At 44.8% G+C, this 17,619-nt stretch carries 18 protein-coding genes; 9 read left to right on the forward strand and 9 right to left on the reverse strand.

Translation table 11 applies throughout. The annotated features are described in order from the left end of the window. The first annotated feature begins 132 nt into the window (after window positions 1-132). The 3 genes from FFM70_RS11300 to FFM70_RS11310 are packed head-to-tail and all read left to right on the forward strand — an operon-like array spanning window position 133 to window position 1,384. Window positions 133-381 carry a hypothetical protein gene (locus FFM70_RS11300; protein WP_137616962.1) on the forward strand — a complete coding sequence of 83 codons (249 nt, stop codon included), beginning with the start codon at window positions 133-135 and terminating at the stop codon, window positions 379-381. A 38-nt stretch (window positions 382-419) separates the two neighbouring features. Next, entirely contained in the window at window positions 420-722 is a 303-nt protein-coding gene (locus FFM70_RS11305) for a hypothetical protein (RefSeq protein ID WP_137616963.1), read from the forward strand. Window positions 723-757: 35 nt separating this feature from the next. Next, entirely contained in the window at window positions 758-1,384 is a 627-nt protein-coding gene (locus FFM70_RS11310) for a hypothetical protein (RefSeq protein ID WP_137616964.1), read from the forward strand. 397 nt (window positions 1,385-1,781) lie between these two features. Here FFM70_RS11310 and FFM70_RS11315 read toward each other — a convergent pair whose 3' ends face one another. Together FFM70_RS11315 and FFM70_RS11320 are read right to left on the reverse strand one after the other, a co-directional pair. After that, a complete protein-coding gene (locus tag FFM70_RS11315) occupies window positions 1,782-3,149 on the reverse strand; it encodes an Nramp family divalent metal transporter (RefSeq protein WP_171002365.1) in 1,368 nt (455 codons plus the stop codon). Between the two features lie 222 nt (window positions 3,150-3,371). Continuing rightward, a complete protein-coding gene (locus tag FFM70_RS11320; RefSeq protein WP_137616966.1) occupies window positions 3,372-4,049 on the reverse strand; it encodes a TetR/AcrR family transcriptional regulator in 678 nt (225 codons plus the stop codon). 184 nt (window positions 4,050-4,233) lie between these two features. On the opposite strand from FFM70_RS11320, the gene FFM70_RS11325 reads away from it, so the two are divergent. Then, on the forward strand, window positions 4,234-4,674 hold the full coding sequence (locus FFM70_RS11325) for an Rrf2 family transcriptional regulator (protein WP_137616967.1): 441 nt from the start codon (window positions 4,234-4,236) through the stop codon (window positions 4,672-4,674). Window positions 4,675-4,736: 62 nt separating this feature from the next. Here FFM70_RS11325 and lpdD read toward each other — a convergent pair whose 3' ends face one another. The 4 genes from lpdD to FFM70_RS11345 form a co-directional block, all read right to left on the reverse strand. Beyond that, entirely contained in the window at window positions 4,737-5,147 is a 411-nt protein-coding gene (gene lpdD, locus FFM70_RS11330) for a prenylated flavin chaperone LpdD (RefSeq protein ID WP_137616968.1), read from the reverse strand. 1 nt (window position 5,148) lies between these two features. Next, complete coding sequence (locus FFM70_RS11335; RefSeq protein WP_137616969.1) at window positions 5,149-5,712, reverse strand: UbiX family flavin prenyltransferase; 564 nt, start codon at window positions 5,710-5,712, stop codon at window positions 5,149-5,151. A gap of 136 nt (window positions 5,713-5,848) precedes the next feature. Then, the gene (locus tag FFM70_RS11340; RefSeq protein ID WP_223877489.1) at window positions 5,849-6,664 is read right to left on the reverse strand and encodes a chitosanase; all 816 of its coding nucleotides are present in this window, start codon (window positions 6,662-6,664) and stop codon (window positions 5,849-5,851) included. A gap of 162 nt (window positions 6,665-6,826) precedes the next feature. After that, window positions 6,827-9,016, reverse strand: a complete 2,190-nt coding sequence (locus tag FFM70_RS11345) for a glycoside hydrolase family 65 protein (RefSeq protein WP_171002364.1) — start codon at window positions 9,014-9,016, stop codon at window positions 6,827-6,829. 205 nt (window positions 9,017-9,221) lie between these two features. On the opposite strand from FFM70_RS11345, the gene FFM70_RS11350 reads away from it, so the two are divergent. Further along, window positions 9,222-9,998 (forward strand): hypothetical protein, encoded by a 777-nt coding sequence (locus FFM70_RS11350; protein WP_137616972.1) that lies wholly within the window; start codon window positions 9,222-9,224, stop codon window positions 9,996-9,998. Between the two features lie 380 nt (window positions 9,999-10,378). Beyond that, the gene (locus FFM70_RS11355) at window positions 10,379-11,776 is read left to right on the forward strand and encodes an aspartate ammonia-lyase (RefSeq protein WP_137616973.1); all 1,398 of its coding nucleotides are present in this window, start codon (window positions 10,379-10,381) and stop codon (window positions 11,774-11,776) included. Window positions 11,777-11,922: 146 nt separating this feature from the next. Here the strand turns inward: FFM70_RS11355 and pnuC are convergent, their stop codons facing one another. Then, entirely contained in the window at window positions 11,923-12,711 is a 789-nt protein-coding gene (gene pnuC / locus FFM70_RS11360; protein WP_137616981.1) for a nicotinamide riboside transporter PnuC, read from the reverse strand. A 260-nt stretch (window positions 12,712-12,971) separates the two neighbouring features. After that, window positions 12,972-13,463, reverse strand: coding sequence for a hypothetical protein (locus tag FFM70_RS11365; RefSeq protein ID WP_137616974.1), 492 nt, complete (start codon window positions 13,461-13,463; stop codon window positions 12,972-12,974). Window positions 13,464-13,743: 280 nt separating this feature from the next. On the opposite strand from FFM70_RS11365, the gene map reads away from it, so the two are divergent. Beyond that, window positions 13,744-14,532: a type I methionyl aminopeptidase gene (gene map / locus FFM70_RS11370; protein WP_137616975.1), complete on the forward strand. Its 789-nt coding sequence runs from the start codon at window positions 13,744-13,746 to the stop codon at window positions 14,530-14,532. Window positions 14,533-14,865: 333 nt separating this feature from the next. On the opposite strand, the gene FFM70_RS11375 is transcribed toward map, so the two are convergent. Then, window positions 14,866-16,215 (reverse strand): DUF2252 domain-containing protein, encoded by a 1,350-nt coding sequence (locus FFM70_RS11375; protein ID WP_137616976.1) that lies wholly within the window; start codon window positions 16,213-16,215, stop codon window positions 14,866-14,868. A gap of 204 nt (window positions 16,216-16,419) precedes the next feature. Here FFM70_RS11375 and ndk point away from each other — a divergent pair, with 204 nt between their 5' ends. Together ndk and FFM70_RS11385 are read left to right on the forward strand one after the other, a co-directional pair. After that, on the forward strand, window positions 16,420-16,890 hold the full coding sequence (gene ndk, locus FFM70_RS11380) for a nucleoside-diphosphate kinase (RefSeq protein ID WP_137616977.1): 471 nt from the start codon (window positions 16,420-16,422) through the stop codon (window positions 16,888-16,890). A gap of 199 nt (window positions 16,891-17,089) precedes the next feature. Further along, on the forward strand, window positions 17,090-17,476 hold the full coding sequence (locus FFM70_RS11385; protein WP_137616978.1) for a hypothetical protein: 387 nt from the start codon (window positions 17,090-17,092) through the stop codon (window positions 17,474-17,476). Window positions 17,477-17,619 lie beyond the last annotated feature (143 nt).

A 17,619-nucleotide genomic window follows, 5' to 3' on the forward strand; every position in this document is an offset into this window, starting at 1 on the left:
TCACCAGTCTGAGTGAATCTAAGGCGGTTTATAAGAAATTCTTAGATTAGATTTACGAAAAGTCGATAGTTGCACACTCGATTTGCCGGTAAACTAGAGTCATTCAAGTCAAGCAACTAAGGAGCTGGAAATATGTTATTAGATACCGATCCTAAAATTAAAAATATTACCGCCGTCCATTTGGTGAAAGTCTTTTACCCATTGGTCATTGCGAAAACGGAACAAGGCGAGTACATCAAAGTTAAATTAAGTGATGACCAACTCAACGACCCGTTATTTTGGGAAACGGCTCGTAACATTTGCCAATCCGAATTATGGGTGCCACTTGGCCGCAAATTCCATCAACTGCTTTCGAACGATTGGCTCATTCCAGTCGCCTAACTAAAAAAACTTAATCACTTAAAAGGAGTCCAATAATAATGAAAAATACTATTAAAAAATTAACGATAACACTTATGGCTGCTGGTACCATGTTCGCAACAGCTGGCACGGCCCTAGCTGACACTCGCGACACGACTAACACCCCCACCTCAACACGATTAGTGAGTCAAGTTAATCACGGCACTAATTTGGCGACCCGGACTGTGGCACCAAAACCAACTAATGACCTCACCCCACATGCTACTAAGCTCATGGCCAAAACGATGCAGAATCAAGTTTTAGACACAATCGATGCCAGTAGCCAAAGCTTAGATAAGCTAAAATATCAACCAACCAAATAAATGACTTAACCTATTTTTGAAAGGAATGTGGCTAGATGTCCGTTTTGACTGACAAAATTGAAACCCAACTTCGTCGCAATTATCAACAACCCTTATTGAAAAATGAGACACAGGGCATCTGGTACACGGGCGCAGACCTCCTCGAAGACTTGGCTTTGTGTCGGACGAGCTTGCAACAGCAAGCCGTTCAACCAGGGCAAGCCATCCTCATCAGCGCAACTAATCCCGTCACGATTCCAATCCTACTCATTGCGAGTTGGCAATTAGACTTAACTGTAACCCTAGCACCGCCGACGTCGGCTTTGCCAGAGTTGCTGACGAAACGCTATGCCGCCATGGTCTACCCCACCGCTCAAACGCTACGGCTAGCACCACTAATTGACCCGCAACAAATCAGCTTACTCACTTTGCTTCTGAACACAGCACCCGACTTTGCTTATTTCGTTCACGACCTGGCCCCGCAACCCACGGTCTCAGCTACATCGGCCCTAGTCTTGCCACGTGATCAACAAGCTATTTCACAAATTGACTTGTTGACAGCCGCCTCAAAACCAAACCAGTCGACGCATGTCGCAAATATCTATGACCTTAAAACCGGCATCCTCCCCATGCTGGCAAACCTACTCACGCCAACCCCCTTCTCATTGGCGAGTACTGGTTAATTGATCATATTAAAGAAATGAAAGTATCCAAAATGGCCTCATACAGTACATCAATTCTGACTGACGCTACTAAATTTAAATAACTGACTAATCATTCAGAACAGTTAACTAGCTGTAGGTTGTTGTTGATAGCATCGGCCGTGTGGGTGGCGTTTGACCGGCAATTTTCCGGTCTTACACCACGGACCGGCCGGGAGATTTGCGGGTTGCGCAAGGCTTCCAGGCGAGGGGCAAGACGTTTTTCAGGCTTGCCCCGGTCCCTCGGCCGCATGTTATCAACAACAACCGGAAGCGGAATGCAGTTTTCAACTTTAAGTAACCATCTAAAAAAACGTCTGAAAAATTAATTTTCAGACGTTTTTGGCATTTCATTTTATATTTTAACTGATTAAAAGACCTAAACTAACCCAACCGTTTGTAAAATCAGATAGATGTTTAACACGATCAAGACGACCGTGATAATCCAAGCAGTCCATTCAACCCAGCGTCGGTTCTTGAAGTTACCCATCAACTTAGAGTCACTCGTGAATTTCACCAGCGGAATCATCGCAAACGGTAACGCAATACTCAAGAAGACTTGTGAGAACGTTAAGAGACTTTCAATCTTAGCTTCGTTACCATGATAGTAAATCGCGAAAGCCAACACTGGTGCGACGGAGATTAATCGGGTCAACAACCGTTGGGCCCAGAGTGGCATCTTCAAACGAATGAAGCCTTCCATGATAATTTGACCAGATAACGTCCCCGTAATGGTCGAGCTTTGACCAGATGACAATAAGGCAACTGCAAACAACATACTCAAGACGGGGCTCGCAATCGAGCCAACAATCTTGCTATCGCCCAACGCATTATACAAGTCAACGAATCGACCTAAGTCACCTTTCGTCCCGAAGAATAACGCCGCCCCTAAAATTAAGAGCAAACTGTTTACGACGAAGGCCACGGACAATTGAATGTTAGAATCAATCGTGGTGAACTTAACGGCTTTGGCGACTTCTTTTTCGTCACTCCGGTCAACGGCCCGAGTTTGTGAAATGGAAGAACCCAAGTACAAATTATGTGGCATCACAGTGGCCCCAACAATTCCTAATGCCAAGTAAAGCATTGATTGATTGCTGACGATTTTTGTCGTTGGCACATACCCTTTTAACATTTCAGGGACATTTGGTTGTGAAATGATCACTTCGTACAAGAAGACGAATAAGATCACGGCAACCAACGTCGCCACAATAGCTTCAATTTTACGGAAACCTAACTTCATTAATAACAATAAGATCAAAACATCGGCAGTCGTAATCAAGATCCCAACGATCAGTGGGAAACCAAATAACAGTTTCAACGCGATCCCAGACCCAATGATTTCAGCCACATCGGTCGCCATAATGGCTAATTCAGTAATAATCCAGAGGAAGATACCCATTCTTTTTGACGTCCGTTCCCGGGTCAATTGGGCTAAATCTTTCCCAGTGACAATCCCCAACCGCGCTGCCATGGCTTGTAACAACATCGCAATCAAACTTGACAGTAAGATTACAGATAGCAACGCGTACTTATACTGTGAACCCCCAGCAATCGATGTAATCCAGTTACCTGGATCCATGTACCCGACTGCGACCAAAGCACCCGGTCCCGTATATGCGATCAGCGTACGCCAGAAACTCGCATTTTTCGGAACGCGAACACTCCCATTCACTTCGTCCAAGCTTTTACTATCGGTCCCAGTCGAATGTATCCCACTGCCGGTACTCCCTTTGGTGGCTAACATCGCTGAACGGTCCTTCGTTTTTGCTAGTTTCATAATGAAACCCTCTCTTCTATTGGTTTAGAATTCAGGTTGTGGACTACTGTGTGATCCTCAACAGCCAACACTCGTTCATGCTGATTGAGCGCTTGCTTCAATTCCAATTGGTAGTATATCATCCATGAGATAATAGTCAACTGTTTTTATTTTATTGTTTGGCAGTCCTAAACCCTAGCTACGACTAGTTTAATCCACATGTAAGGGCATTCTACGTGGGCTTAAACCATTTACTAAGAAATCACTGAGATAACGGACGGTTTGTTTGGTATCAAGTTGATTTAAGTCCGGATACAAGACTTTTTCAACTAAATAGCCCCCAAGTGTTGAAAATAATAATTGCAAGATCATTCGATTGGGCCAGTCAACAAGTTCACCAGCGGTTTTTAAGCGGTCCATGACCACATTCGCCTGGGCCAAAATTTCTGGGGAGACCATTCCCATCACGGCGGCGCGATCTTTTTCGTTGTTAAAAAATTGGGACAAAATCACGGCCAATGATTCCTGATTACGTTCCGCAAAAGCCACGCGATCGGTGACTAGCGCAACAATGAACGCGTCCAATGTTTGACTATCACCATCTAGCACGGCCTGGTCTAACGTGTTTAACATCGTTGGTAAAATATTCTGCATGATTGGTTGCATGATTGCATCCAAGATACCGTTCTTATTAACAAAATTATGAAAGAGGGTCCCTTCGGCTACCCCTGCCCGGTCCGCAATCTCACGCGTCCCAACCTCTTCATAGCTTTTCTCGGCAAATAACGCGAGGGCCGCAGCGAGAATTCTTTGTTGGGTCTTGGTAATTTGACCATCCTTCCCCAATGAGGCGGCATAATAAGCCTGGATGGTTTCAATTTCACTCATCTCACTAACTCCTTTTTGAAGTAACTGCTCAATTCATCATCATTAAGATAACCGATTTTATGATAATAAGCAATCATTATCGATGAAAAGTTACATGATATTTCAAATGGTCATGTATAATTGCTTTAATTATCTGAATCAGCTATAATCACGGTAATTAATCTAGTTACAGGAAGTGATTCAAATGCGTGTTTCCACCCGTTTTAGCGACTCAATCCATTTACTCGCATTCCTTAAAGTTTATGCTGGTGAGCGATTGACCAGCGATTTAATTGCTAGCAGTATCGAGACGAGTCCCGTTGTCGTCCGCCGACTGATGGGTAAGTTACGCCATGCCGGGCTGATTGCAACGACGCCCGGAACAGCCCAACCCGTGTTAGCCAAACCGCTAAGCGATATCTCGCTCTTGACCGTTTTCTATGCGGTCGAAGGTGACAAGTCTTTGTTTTCAGTTGATCCGAAAACCAACCCCGATTGCATCGTCGGTGGCAACATCCAAAACGTGCTCCAACAGTATTATCAAGACGCTCAAACGGCCGCTGAAGCACGGCTAGCCAAGACGAGCTTGCAGGATATCGTCGACAATCTTTTAGTTGAGCAAGCTAAAAAAGAAGCCGTTCAATAGGCTTAACTGGTCTAAAAAAGTCCAAGTATGTGCCCTGAAATTGGACACAACTTGGACTTTTTTTACTTTGGCGCTTCATTTTTACAATAATACTCCGGTTGGGCAGCCTTAATTGGATTGTGCTCAAGCCAGGCAGTAATCTGTCGGCCTAAGTCCATCGTCATTGGCCCAGCCGCCGCAAGCTGTACCTTAGTGATCTGGTTGACATGAATCCCCGCTGTGATAGTACAACTCCCTGCTAAATCGGGCTGTACTATTTTAGCCAGTCGTTCAGAAATAAAATTATCTTTGTGAAAACGGCCATCGTGACTAGGAAATTTCACGGTTGTCACTGGGGTCGTCTTGGTCACGGTCGTTACAGCCCCAATGTGCGGGTTCGTGCCACCTGTGACCACAATTAGCAAGTCGTGACCAATTACCTGTAGCACCGCAGTCATTGAATAGCCAGCTTGTTCAGTTTTAAAACTTGGCAACTTAATCACCTTCCCATCGATGGTCATTTTTAGTTGGAATCTGAAACGCATCCAAAATTTTCATCGTTTGATGATCAACTAAATCTTGAATCGTTTTTGGCTGATTATAAAATGCTGGAATCGGCGGAATAATCTGCGTGCCTAACCGTGCCAGTTTCGTTAAGTTTTCCAAATGAATCACACTCAGCGGTGTTTCACGCGGGACGATTACCAACTTACGCTGTTCCTTGATGGTGACATCCGCGGCCCGTGAAATCAAGTTATCGCCAAAGCCACAGGCGATCCCGGCAACGGTCTTCATACTAGCTGGAGCAATCACCATGCCATCAGCCAAAAATGAGCCACTCGCAATCGCCGCACCTTGATCATTAATCGAATAACTGACATCCGCTAAAGCTTGGACTTGCTTCAGCGTATAGGCCGTTTCCAGCGCCAAATTTTTCTTGGCCCACGTACTCATAACCAAATGGACCTCAACGTCCGGTAATTGATGTAATTTTTCTAATAAATCGATTGCATAAATAGTGCCCGAAGCACCTGTAATCCCAATAATAAGTCGTTTCATCTTGTGACCCTCACTTTTCAATAGCAGTGACTTTCAGTCTCATGTTCACTTTCTAGTTTAAGGGTCAAGTAATGCCCAAACAAATCGCATTTAGACTTAGTATTATTCGATTTAAGACTATTAAAAGTCGGTTAAATTAAAACGCCTTCAATTTAGCCAATTTTTCTGACGTCAGGTTATACGTATCCCCGTACATTTTCCAAGTCAGCGGGAGCTGTAACTGATCTTTATCCGCACACACGAATTGCCACTGCGCAATCAAACGCGACAAATCATGATGGGCACTCTCCTCGCGCATAACGTGGGCTCGGATGGTCAGAAAAGTCCGCAAGTAGGCCTTAGTCTTGCCACCTTGTTTCGGTGTCTTGGCTCGTTGCTTGGCTGCCCGCCGAATACCACCAAAGCTATCGGCGCCATTTCCTGGGCCATGAACGACCATCGCATCATAATAGATATACTGACCAAGCGGGGCTAAGCCGTCCGCTCTAGCCGCAGCCACTGCTGGCTTCAAGTACAGCTGATTAAGCACGTCGTTTTGAGCTTTGACAAATTGCGGGTCTTTGGCCGCTTGACGCCAAGCGGTCACAAACGGCCGCCCTAGCCCCCGATGACTAGCGGTCCCATTGACTCGTTTCAAAGCTGGTAAATAGTTTGCCAAGTGATTATGTGACTGTAGCGCTTCATAGCGTTTGACGACTCGGATCATATCGCCAGTTCCCGAAGTGAAGCCAATAATACCAGCCGTATAGCCGCGCCCATCTCTAATGTCCGCAATATAGCGATATTGGCGGTGATAATTGAGCGAAGAATTCTCAGCTGACGAAACTAACGCAAAAGTCGTCTCGCGGAGCTTCCCCGTCATAATAGTCCGGTGTAATCGATAATACCAATAACCACTTATCCCCCCTAACAAGATTCCAGCAACAACTAACCAACCCCACCATTTTCGCATCCTGAGCGCCCCCATTTTTGGTAATTTAACTCTAGTGTACCGGATTCAACGAGACTATGGGCGACACTATTCATAAATTGTTTTATATTTATTTTTTAGACCAATTTAAAACCCAGCAAGTAACTATCCAAAGAATTAGATAGACCACTTACTGGGTTCTGATTATCTGGTTGCTAAAATCTTGATTGTCCGTTTTTTCTGATCAATCGTGACTTCATCTTCAGTCGCACCGGTCACCGTTAGCGCGGTTGCGGTCACTTTGATCGTGTAAACCGTGTCACGATAACGAAGTCTAAACTGACAAGCTGTCCAACCTGTTGGTAGATAAGGATGCAGGCTAGCGGCTTCATCATTGACCGTTAAGCCCATCATACCCCAAGCAAACGTGATCCAGCTACCACCCATGGCGGCTAAATGGAGGCCGTCCGCCGTATTGCCTTGCGTATTAGCTAAATCAGTATTGATCGTCCGTTTGAAGAAATTAATTGCCCCGTCATGTTTGCCTAAACGTGCGGCCGCAATCGCATAAATTGCTGGCGACAACGACGAATCATGTGTTGTTATCGGCTCATAATAATCGTAATTTGTCTGTACCTGCGCATCACTAAACTGCTCAGGTAACAAAACCATCGCGAGTAACAAATCAGCCTGCTTCAAAACCTGCAACCGATACAAGACTAACGGATGAAAATGCGTGAGTAACGGGAACTGATCCTTGGGAATCCGACTCAGATCTAACCGCTTCTTCGATAAGAAGCTGTCATCTTGAGCAATCAAATCGCCACGGGTTTCAAAGTGCATCTGATCAGCCGCTTTTTGAAAGCTTGTCCATTCACGCTGCGATACCTTGAAGCGCCCAATATCCTTTTGACTGAAATGATCCGTTAAATAGCGTAACTCGAATTGTACCAAATAGTTAGTATAGGCATTATTATTCACGAGTGCCGTATATTCATCTGGGCCGGTAACCGTATTTAAAACGAACCCTTTTTCATCATCAAAATTACCATAATTCAGGTAGAAACGGCTAGTCTCAACCAACAGCTCCTGACCATAGTCGCGCATAAACGCTGCATCACGCGTAATTTGATAGTAGCGAATAACCAGGTACGCGATATCTGCGTCAATATGAATCGCTGCGGTACTTGCTGGGAAATACGCCGATGCCTCTTCCCCATTGATCGTCCGCCATGGGAACAATGCCCCTGCCAGTCCGAGCGATTGCGCGTAGGCTTTCGCATGTGGCAATTGTTGGAAGCGGACCATTAATAACCGCTTAGCCAATTCGGGATGATTCCAATAGAAGAATGGGGCTTCATAAATTTCCGTGTCCCAGAAATAATGACCGTTATAACCACTGCCCGTCAGTCCTTTGGCTGCAATACCGCGCCCATCTTCATGGAGACCAACGGCTTGTAGCAAACCAAATTGAGAGAATCGAATACCTAGTTGTGAGGCATCGTCACCAGTGATCTTAATATCACTCGTTGACCAAAATTCCGTTAACGCGGCCGTCTGAGCTTGTGTAATCGCCGTAAACGACGCTGCCAAATTGGTTTCAGCTGCCGCAGACAATTCGGCAGCGCCCAACTCGAACCAAATCTTTTTCGTAACCGTCACCGGCGTCGCACTCAGCTCAAATTCGCCCGTCCAATCGCCATCTGTAACCCACTCGCCTGGCTGATCATAACTCATTAATAAACTTAATTGTTGCTGACTCTGTAAGGCATTAAAGGTCAGGGCACGGACGGTTGGCGACAATTGCTGACTTTGTTGATTAGCCAAAATCTCATCAACGTCAAAGTGCGCCAAACGTGGATCAAAGTCCGCTGATTGTGAGGTAACTGGCGCGTGCAAGCCAGAAATTATCCGCAAGTGACCAGTCTCAAAGTTTAGCGCTTTGACTGCAATTTGCTGCGTCAATAAAGCTGACGTCTTCAGACTAGTCAGTCGGGTTATCGTAATGGCTAACTGCCGTCCCGTGGCATGTTCTTCCCAAACAAGCTCATGGCTAAACTGGCCGTTTGCCATTGATAACGTATATTGTTGCGAAACTAGCCGCCCTTGTTCTAAATCCACTGGCACATCGTCCAGCCAAAGTTCAAAACGCGTCGGTGCTGGCAACGGAATCATCGTCTGATTACGTTTTGGAAACCCAAATTGGGCTTCACCGTACTGAATTGGTTCATAGTCATAGAAACCGTTCACATAAACAACGGCTGCCATCGATGGGTCATTTTGTAATTGGGGAACTTCCACTAAATCCTTCACGCCGACTAAACCGTTACTAACCGTTAACTTGGATGCGAGTTCGCGGGTTGGTTGCGTGGCGGTAATTTTCCATAAATCCATACTGGACCCCCTCATTGATTTTTGTTTCCGTTTACAATTAGCGTCAAACGCTAACAGTCACCTTTAATTATACCCCGAAAACGGTCCTAATAACGGCAAGCACCATCGAATGGCTAAAATCACGAACTATTTGGACATAATCTGTGTCGCAGCTATAATTTTGACCTATACTTAAGGCAGTTTATCGTCTAAGGAGGGACGGCCAATGGCAAAACGACGAATTAATCATGATCCACATCAATTCGTGAATACCGACGCACATCGTCGGCAACTGCAACTTGCAGTGCAAACCGCGCTGCCGACGAATGTCCATGTCTTGGCACGTAACTTCGCCCGCTCCAGTGCGAGTTCTTATTGGCTACTCATGCTTGATCAACCAGACAGTCCAATACCGCGATTTTTGACGCTACGGATTGCCGATCACAGCTTATGGCTCAGTAATCATGACCAGTTAGCAGTGACTTGGGAAGCTGGTAATTTTGCGAGTGTTCAGCAAACCTTACGGCAACGTTTAACGCCAGCAACTTTGCTACAGTACAGTTATCAATTAACCACAACGGATATCGTGACACTCCGGTTGGTCTTACATCTGGAACAGCATCAGTTGATTTGGTTAGTTCAATTATCGCCGACCATCGCCAAAGCGTATAAAAATCAACGTTTAGACTTACATGATGATTTTCCAAGCGCCAAATTATTATTGGGTAATATGAATAATAGTAGCCTACAGCTGGTGCCAGTTAAGCAGCCAGCGTTTCAAGCCCGTCTCGGTCAATATTTCGGCCGAAACTTGTTGTTTTCACAATTTACCAGCCATCAATTATTGCGGCTGTTGCCAACCAATCAGTGGATTCGACCACTATTACGACAACTGCCCCCGACACCGCACTTGGAACAACAATTGGCGGCAACGTACGGAACGGATTTCGTCCGCATTTACGTCGAAGCGATTCGGCAACAAGCGCAGTTACAAACCATTTAGCAAGTCTGTAAGAAAAGACGGGTTGCCACCGAGTATCGCCTAGAAAGCGGAATGATTGGGTTCTTCAATCGTTCCGCTTTCGTAGCTAAACGGAAGTGGCAGTCTTTTTTTGCACGTTTCAACTATAAAGATGTAAAAACGCCGTTTCAACTATAACCACTAAACGTTCTACTCAATTGGTCTATGTTAACTCATTTGCTTTTTACAATCGAAAAATTCGCCAATCGTCCAGTAAACTATTCAAACAATCGTTACCCCATCAATTTACTTTAGATTCCTCAGAATTTACCGTGACGCATTGTATTATAGAATTAGTGGTCTAAACTCTAGTTATTCATGTGAGAAGTTCTAACATGAAATCTAATTAAGAGGGTTATGGCATGCGGATTGAAGAAGATTGTATTGGCAAATTACCAATTGATAAACAAGCGTTGTACGGCATTCACACGGTGCGGGCCGTCCGGAATTTTCCGATTAGTCACGAACCGCTGGATCCACTAATCATTCAAAGCTTAATTCAAATCAAGAAGGCTGCGGCAGAAACGAATCAAGCCGCTGGCACCCTATCGTTGGCAAAACAGCAAGCCATCGTGGCCGCGTGCAATCAATTGTTGATTGGGCGTCACGCCGACAGCTTTATCGTTCCAGCCATTCAAGGTGGCGCTGGGACTTCGGCCAACATGAATGTCAACGAAGTTGTCGCTAACTTGGGGCATCGGTTAAATCCAACGGTCAAGTTGCAGCCAAATGATGACGTTAACCAATCACAATCCACTAATGATACGTTCCCAACGGCCGGTAAAATGGCCTTATTACAACAATTGCCGGGATTACTCGGCGCAATTGGTCAGTTGGTCCAAACTTTGTTGGTGCAAGCCAACACTTATCGTGACACCATTAAAGTTGGTCGAACCCAGCTCCAAGATGCCGTGCCAACCACCTATGGCCGTACTTTCCAGGCTTACTATCATTTGTTTAAACGAGACTTGGGTCGTTTACAGACGGCTGGCGAACATTTACAACTTGTCAACTTAGGCGGGACAGCGATCGGTACCGGCGTGAACGCCACGCGCTACTATCAAACGCACATTCTGACAGTCCTCAACCAAAACACCAAGCTCAACTTGCAAACGGCCCCCGATTTGATCGATGCCACCCAAAATTGCGACCTATTCGTTGAATTTTCAGGTGCCATGAAGACCCTCGCCGTAAACTTATCGAAGTTTAGTAATGATCTCCGGCTGCTATCCAGTGGCCCGCAAGCTGGCTTGGGTGAACTGAATTTGCCCGCCAAACAAGCCGGCTCATCGATCATGCCCGGCAAAGTCAACCCGGTTATCCCGGAAGTCGTCAACCAAGTTTGTTTCGAAGTTATCGGCAATGACGTGACCGTCACCATGGCAGCTGAAGCGGGGCAACTCGAATTGAATGCGTTTGAGCCAATTATGCTGCGCGACCTGCTAGCCAACGAACGCTATTTACAACAAGCCATGCACACGCTCGTCAAAAACTGTCTACGAGATTTAACGGTCAACAAGACCGCTTGTGCGACCGCGGTCGAACAGTCGGCCATCACCGCCACCGTCCTCACACCCTATCTGGGCTATATGACCACAACTAAGCTAATCAAACGTGCCATGACAGCACATATCTCAGTTAAAGAATTACTGCTAAAAGAAAAACGATTACCAGCTACACTGATTGAACAACTCTTCAGTCCCGCTAGTTTAACGCAGCCACGCGCGACTAAAGCACCTTCAATTCAGAATCAAGCCTAAATCAATAAAAGTGGTCATCCTTCAAGCGGGTGATCATTTTTATTTTAGACACACTAGTGTGCTCAGTCCGGCCTAGAACACAAAAAAGACCAAGTCAGATTGACTTGATCTAATAGCCGGAACAGTGATTCCGAGTGAGTTATTTTTTAAGCTTGATGATCTAACCCATAAACGTTGGCTTCAGTTGCTTTGTCAGCTTGGGTGCTAGCTTTTTCTTCAGCAATCAAGCGAGCCCGTTCATGTTTGTTATACCAAGGTGAAACGGTGAAGGCTAAAACATCGTTCATCAAGTAAACGGAACTGTTGATAAACATTGCTAAAGTTGCGGAGCCTTGGCGGAATGAGATGAACCAAAGCACCATTTGTGCTAAGCCAGATGCGATCCACCAGAAGTATTGGTTGTTGTAACGTAAGAAGCAAATGACCCCAGCTGTTAAACAAATGGCAAAACTAATGGCATCGACCCATGGCCGTGGGTCATCAGTGAGTGCCCCGATTAAGTAACCAGAAATGCCATAAACGACTAACGTTGATACGATGGCGACGATCCAAGTCTTACCCGTAAATTTCCGGATTTTTGAGACCATGTTGACATTCCAGCTAGCACTGAGCAACACTGGAATATCCAGCGTGACCACATAAGCTAACTGTTCACCGATACTCAAGTAGTTTTTAGCTGAGAAACCAACGACAATAAAGCAAGCCGCAGAAATGACCCCTAATAAGCCGTTAACTGATTTTGCCGCATTGATGGCTAAGACACATAAAACACCCAATGTCGTCCCAATAAATGTTAGAATGGATAACGTTGTGATTGGTGCGCTGACCAAGGTCATCACTTGGCAACCTAGGCTAAAGTAGAATAAATAGTAGTTCTGTTGTGGCCAACCTTTCAATTGGTGCGCTAAAAATTTAAAATAATTACTCAAAATCAATTCCTCTTTCCATCGATAATCATATGCCGTTGCGTCATCATAGTTGGCCAACCATTTCGACTTACACTACCACATGTAGTGTTTCCGTTTGAAACAACACTATATATTGTATCATTATCTTTGTGGATGAAAAGGGCTAATTTTAAAATATCAATTCAGTTATCACTTACGAATCCGGTTACTTCCCGTCAGCACGGTACTTTTCGTGCGGGCAATTTTTTTTGCGTTTTTTAGAAGCCCCTAATTTAGGTTGAAAGTCATTACCATCGCTTATAGATCAAAAAAGCCTTGCCGACAAACAAACCACCAATATCGTCTGAGTCGACAGTATATCCTTTATAATGCTGCCCAATGACCTTCCCGCTAGTGGTTGCAAGCGTCCAGTTTACGACGACTCGTTTAGCCCCTCGCTGAACAGTTAGCCTGACGATATTTTTGTGCAATTGCCACTTGAAAGGTTCAACCTTAGTTTTATAACTAAGCAGACCAGTCCCATCAGCTTTAAAAACAACTTTCGCAAGTGCTTCATTGGCCTGGCTACCATCAGCTGAAAACAAGCGATCCGCGAGCGTTGCACGGTGATTGTTCATACTTAAAACCACCGTCGTCTCATCAAAAATAAACCAACTGCGAGCAGTCAACTTATCACTCAGCGTTGGCCGATTAATAATTAGCACGACCATAATTACCATAAACGCAATGAGCGACAGTAAAAAGCACTTCTTGTGATGATGCCAATCACTCTTTTTCATATTCCCCCCAAACAATCGACGTCATTCATGACTATCGATCACGACCACAATTACAGTAAGACGACACTTGCCTTCATTCTAACTCATTCCACACAATAAGCACTCACAAATTAAAGCGCTTTCAAAACAACTTAACCCGATCTTGGTTGTTCGTCAAAAATCAATTCAATTGATGCTAATTATAGTCGTAAACATTGCTTTTTGTCGGAAAGACTCGGCTGGAGTATACTAGATATGGAAACTTTTTCACTTACAATATTTAAATTTTTTTGGAGGCAACATGATAACTCTTAAATCAGATCGAGAGATTAAGGGCATGCAAGCAGCCGGCGACATCATGGTCGGACTGTTCCATGCACTCGAAGATTATATTAAACCTGGGCAGACGACCTGGGATGTTGACCATTTCGCCTATGAATACATCATTGCGCATGATGCCACCCCTGGTGAACTCAACTTTGAAGGCTACAAATACTCAACTTGTGTCAGTGTTAATGACATGATTTGTCATGGTTGCCCAAGTAAAGACATCTTAATTAAAGACGGCGACTTGTTAAAAGTCGATACGGTCATTAACTACCATGGCTACTTGAGTGATTCTTGCCACGCCTTCGTTGCTGGAACGGCATCACCTGAAGTTAAGCAGTTAATGGACGTCACGTTGAAAGCCTTATACCTTGGAATTGACCAAGCGGTTGTTGGCAACCGCATTGGTGACATTGGCTGGGCGATTCAAAACTACGCTGAAAACCAAATGGGTTACGGGGTCGTTCGCGAATACATCGGCCATGGTATCGGACCGACGATGCACGAAAAGCCTGATGTTCCCCATTACGGCGAAGCTGGTCACGGGACGCGTTTAAAGGCTGGGATGACCATTACGATCGAACCAATGGTCAACGTTGGCGACTGGCGTTCTGGCGAAACCGCTGATGACGGCTGGACGGTGCGGACCATGGATGGTAGCTTAAGTTGCCAATATGAACACACCTTAGTCGTTACCGATGATGGTCCTAAGATTTTATCGTCATATGACCATGATTTTGACGCTAAATATTTATTGAAATAATCGTAAAAAAGTTCCGCTGGCAAATTACTGTCAGCGGAACTTTTTTGCTACTGGTCGCCACCAGAAACGACTAACGGCGTCACTGATAAGGTCACTTGTCATCCCAAACCATTGGCATGCCGATTCAAAGTCTTTAATGTTGATAATGAGTCCAGTTGCGCTAGTTTTGCCAGCTGTAACTGTTGCATTTTGATCGTTCTAGCGAAATCTTTTTGAGAAATACCACGCTTCAGTACTGATAGATTTAAGTCGCTGTTTATACTCATGCCAAGTAAGCATCAGGGAGTATTCCTCTCAATTCAGCCAATCAGTTACAACAAATTTTTACCAATTTTAAATTAATTCCAAAAAGGTCTGATAATCATTTTCAACTTGGGTGACATAGGCCTCAGCCCAGTTAGCCATCGCTTCATCGAACTTTGCCGAACTACCGACATACCCACGAATCATCGCAGCGGTCGGACTCTGTGCATGCGCTTGCGCTAAAATCATGGCACAAGTATTCGCATAAGCTTGAAATTGGCCCCACGATAAAGTTGGGATATCAATCGACTCTTTCATGTCTCGAAATTGACGGACGTAAAAACTTTTGTCGGCCATTTGAAAATAGCCCAAGAAGACATCTGACGTGGATTGTAAAATTCGCTGTGAACTGACAATCCGTTGGCCTTCGGTTAATTCCATAGCGGCGGTCAAAGCTTGGCGCGACTGGCTACCGACTTTCCGAGTGGGCAACGCTTCTTTGATTTGTAAGACCATGTGACTACCATCCGTACTAGTCAGTAACACCAAATAACAGAGCGAGCCAAAGCTCCCAACCCCAACGCTATGCCGAATAATATCGGTGACTTCATATTGTGATAAGAGCAACGCTACATCCGTCCGGACCGTCTGGAGATACTGGGTAATCCCTTCCTTGAGCCCACGATAGGTCTTTTTATCAATATGCACTGAGCGTGGCGCATTATCCTTAAATTGGCGTTCACCTTGGCTATTGGTCCAAGTAAACTTACGGACAACTTGTTCCGAATTCCGCTTGGTCGCCTTCTTAACTAAATCCGCAATAAAATCGGCGGTATCCGCTGGCTCGCCGCCAAAGTTCAACACTGCCTGCACTTCATTATCACGGTAAAAGCGCTCGAGCGTCGTCTGATTGTACATCCGCTTAATCGCATCACGATAGCTGGCACTCGCCTCACGCACTAAATTCAGCACTTTTTTCGGCTTGAAATCAGAATCACGGGCCGCTAAGATCACACTCACAAGCAACCGGCGTAAATCCCATTCCCAGGGGTGGATACCAGCTTCATCAAAATCATTCAAATCAAAGACTAACCGCCGTTCTGGCGACGCATAGAATCCAAAGTTCCCAATATGCGCATCACCACAAACCACTGCGGGGATTTCGGTTGAATTTTGATAGTCTAAATCGTAATCCATTAATTCGACGGAGCCACGGAAAAAAGCAAACGCCGACGTCGCCATCCGTTCCTGACGCAATGGCAATAATTCTGGTACTAACATTTCACGAACGTGTTTTAAAAACGCCGACGCATCCCGTTCAACGGAGGTAAATGACCCAAGCTGATCGAACGACGTGACTAACCGGCGCGCTTTGCCCAACGCAATCAGTTCGGCCACGGTATGATGTTGGCGAATATGTGATAAATCAAGTGGTGGCATGAACATCAATCCTTTGTTTTAAACTGTTTCCATTATAACGATTTATGAGACCAAAACGAAAGGATTACATCGACAATTTCATTAAATTAGTTGTTTCTAAACATTAATTAAACCGTCTTCCATTGACGCCCAGCCTGCATTCAGCTACAATTTAAGTTATCAAGGAATGAAAGCGTTTTCTAAAACTAAGGAGGAATTTTCATTATGGCAAATTCAGAAAAGACTTTAGTACTCGTTAAACCCGATGGCGTCGCTGAAGGACACATTGGTGATATTATTTCCCGTTTAGAACGTAAAAGTTACCAAATTACCGCTTTAAAAGTCATCAGCGCAACTCCCGAACAATTACGGCAACATTATCGTGAAAAAGTCGAAAAGCCGTACTTCGCCGAAATCGAAACTTACATGACGGAAGGCCCACTGGTAGCCATTATCGTCAGTGGTACTGGAGTCGTCAAATCGGTGCATAATCTAGCCGGTAAAACGCGGCCTAACGATGCTCAACCCGGCACCATTCGCGGCGACTTTGCCCACGAATATCCAGATGGGATTCTCCGCAATGTCATTCACACCTCCGACAGTCGTGAAAACGCCCATCACGAAATCGCCATCTGGTTTCCAGAATTAGCGGTCAAATCACGTAAAGATGCCGCTGAAAAGGCAGCTAAAAATTAACGACCTGACGCTTGGCTCAACAGCCAAGCGTTTTTTTGTACGACTAGTCAGGAGTGAGCTATGCTAGCCTAGTTTATAAGCCTTACAAAGTTAACCCGTAAAGTGACTCAACTAACGGCTGAAAAAAGTCGCAATGTTAGAACCAATTAACCTAAGTCCGTATGATAAAGTTATCAATTAAGGATTTGGGGGGATTCTTATGAACTTAGTTGTCGGACCGTTTTTACGCAAACCACACGAACGATCGTCGACTCACTTTTCGATGTACGCAGCACTCGAACGGGTTGATGCCTGCTTAAGGCTGATTACCGCGACAGGTGTTTTGGGCCTCACAAACTCAACCGCTACTTTGGGCCTTAACCTGACCCATCTCATTGGGGCAACTGTCGTGGTCACCAATGATCGCCAAACATTTACCATTATCGTTCAAAATCACGAAAAGACTTTTTCTATGACTGGTTGTATTATTCAAGATACGTTCCATAATATCCTCAATCCAACACAACCTGGATACTTGATTTCGTTAAATCGCCAATTGATTTCTAATAGCGATGATCTGATTGAAACCCTGTATTCGCACCTATAATGACAAACATACTAAGATTAGCTTCGTAAGATCAAATGGTCTTACGAAGCTAATCTTAGTATGTTTAAGTGGTACTTTATCAGATAACTTTAGTTAGCCTTTAGACTTTAACGAGATCCTTGTCGAAGTCAAAAGTTTTGGAA

The organism is Lactiplantibacillus nangangensis (assembly GCF_005405065.1).
Taxonomy (GTDB): domain Bacteria; phylum Bacillota; class Bacilli; order Lactobacillales; family Lactobacillaceae; genus Lactiplantibacillus; species Lactiplantibacillus nangangensis.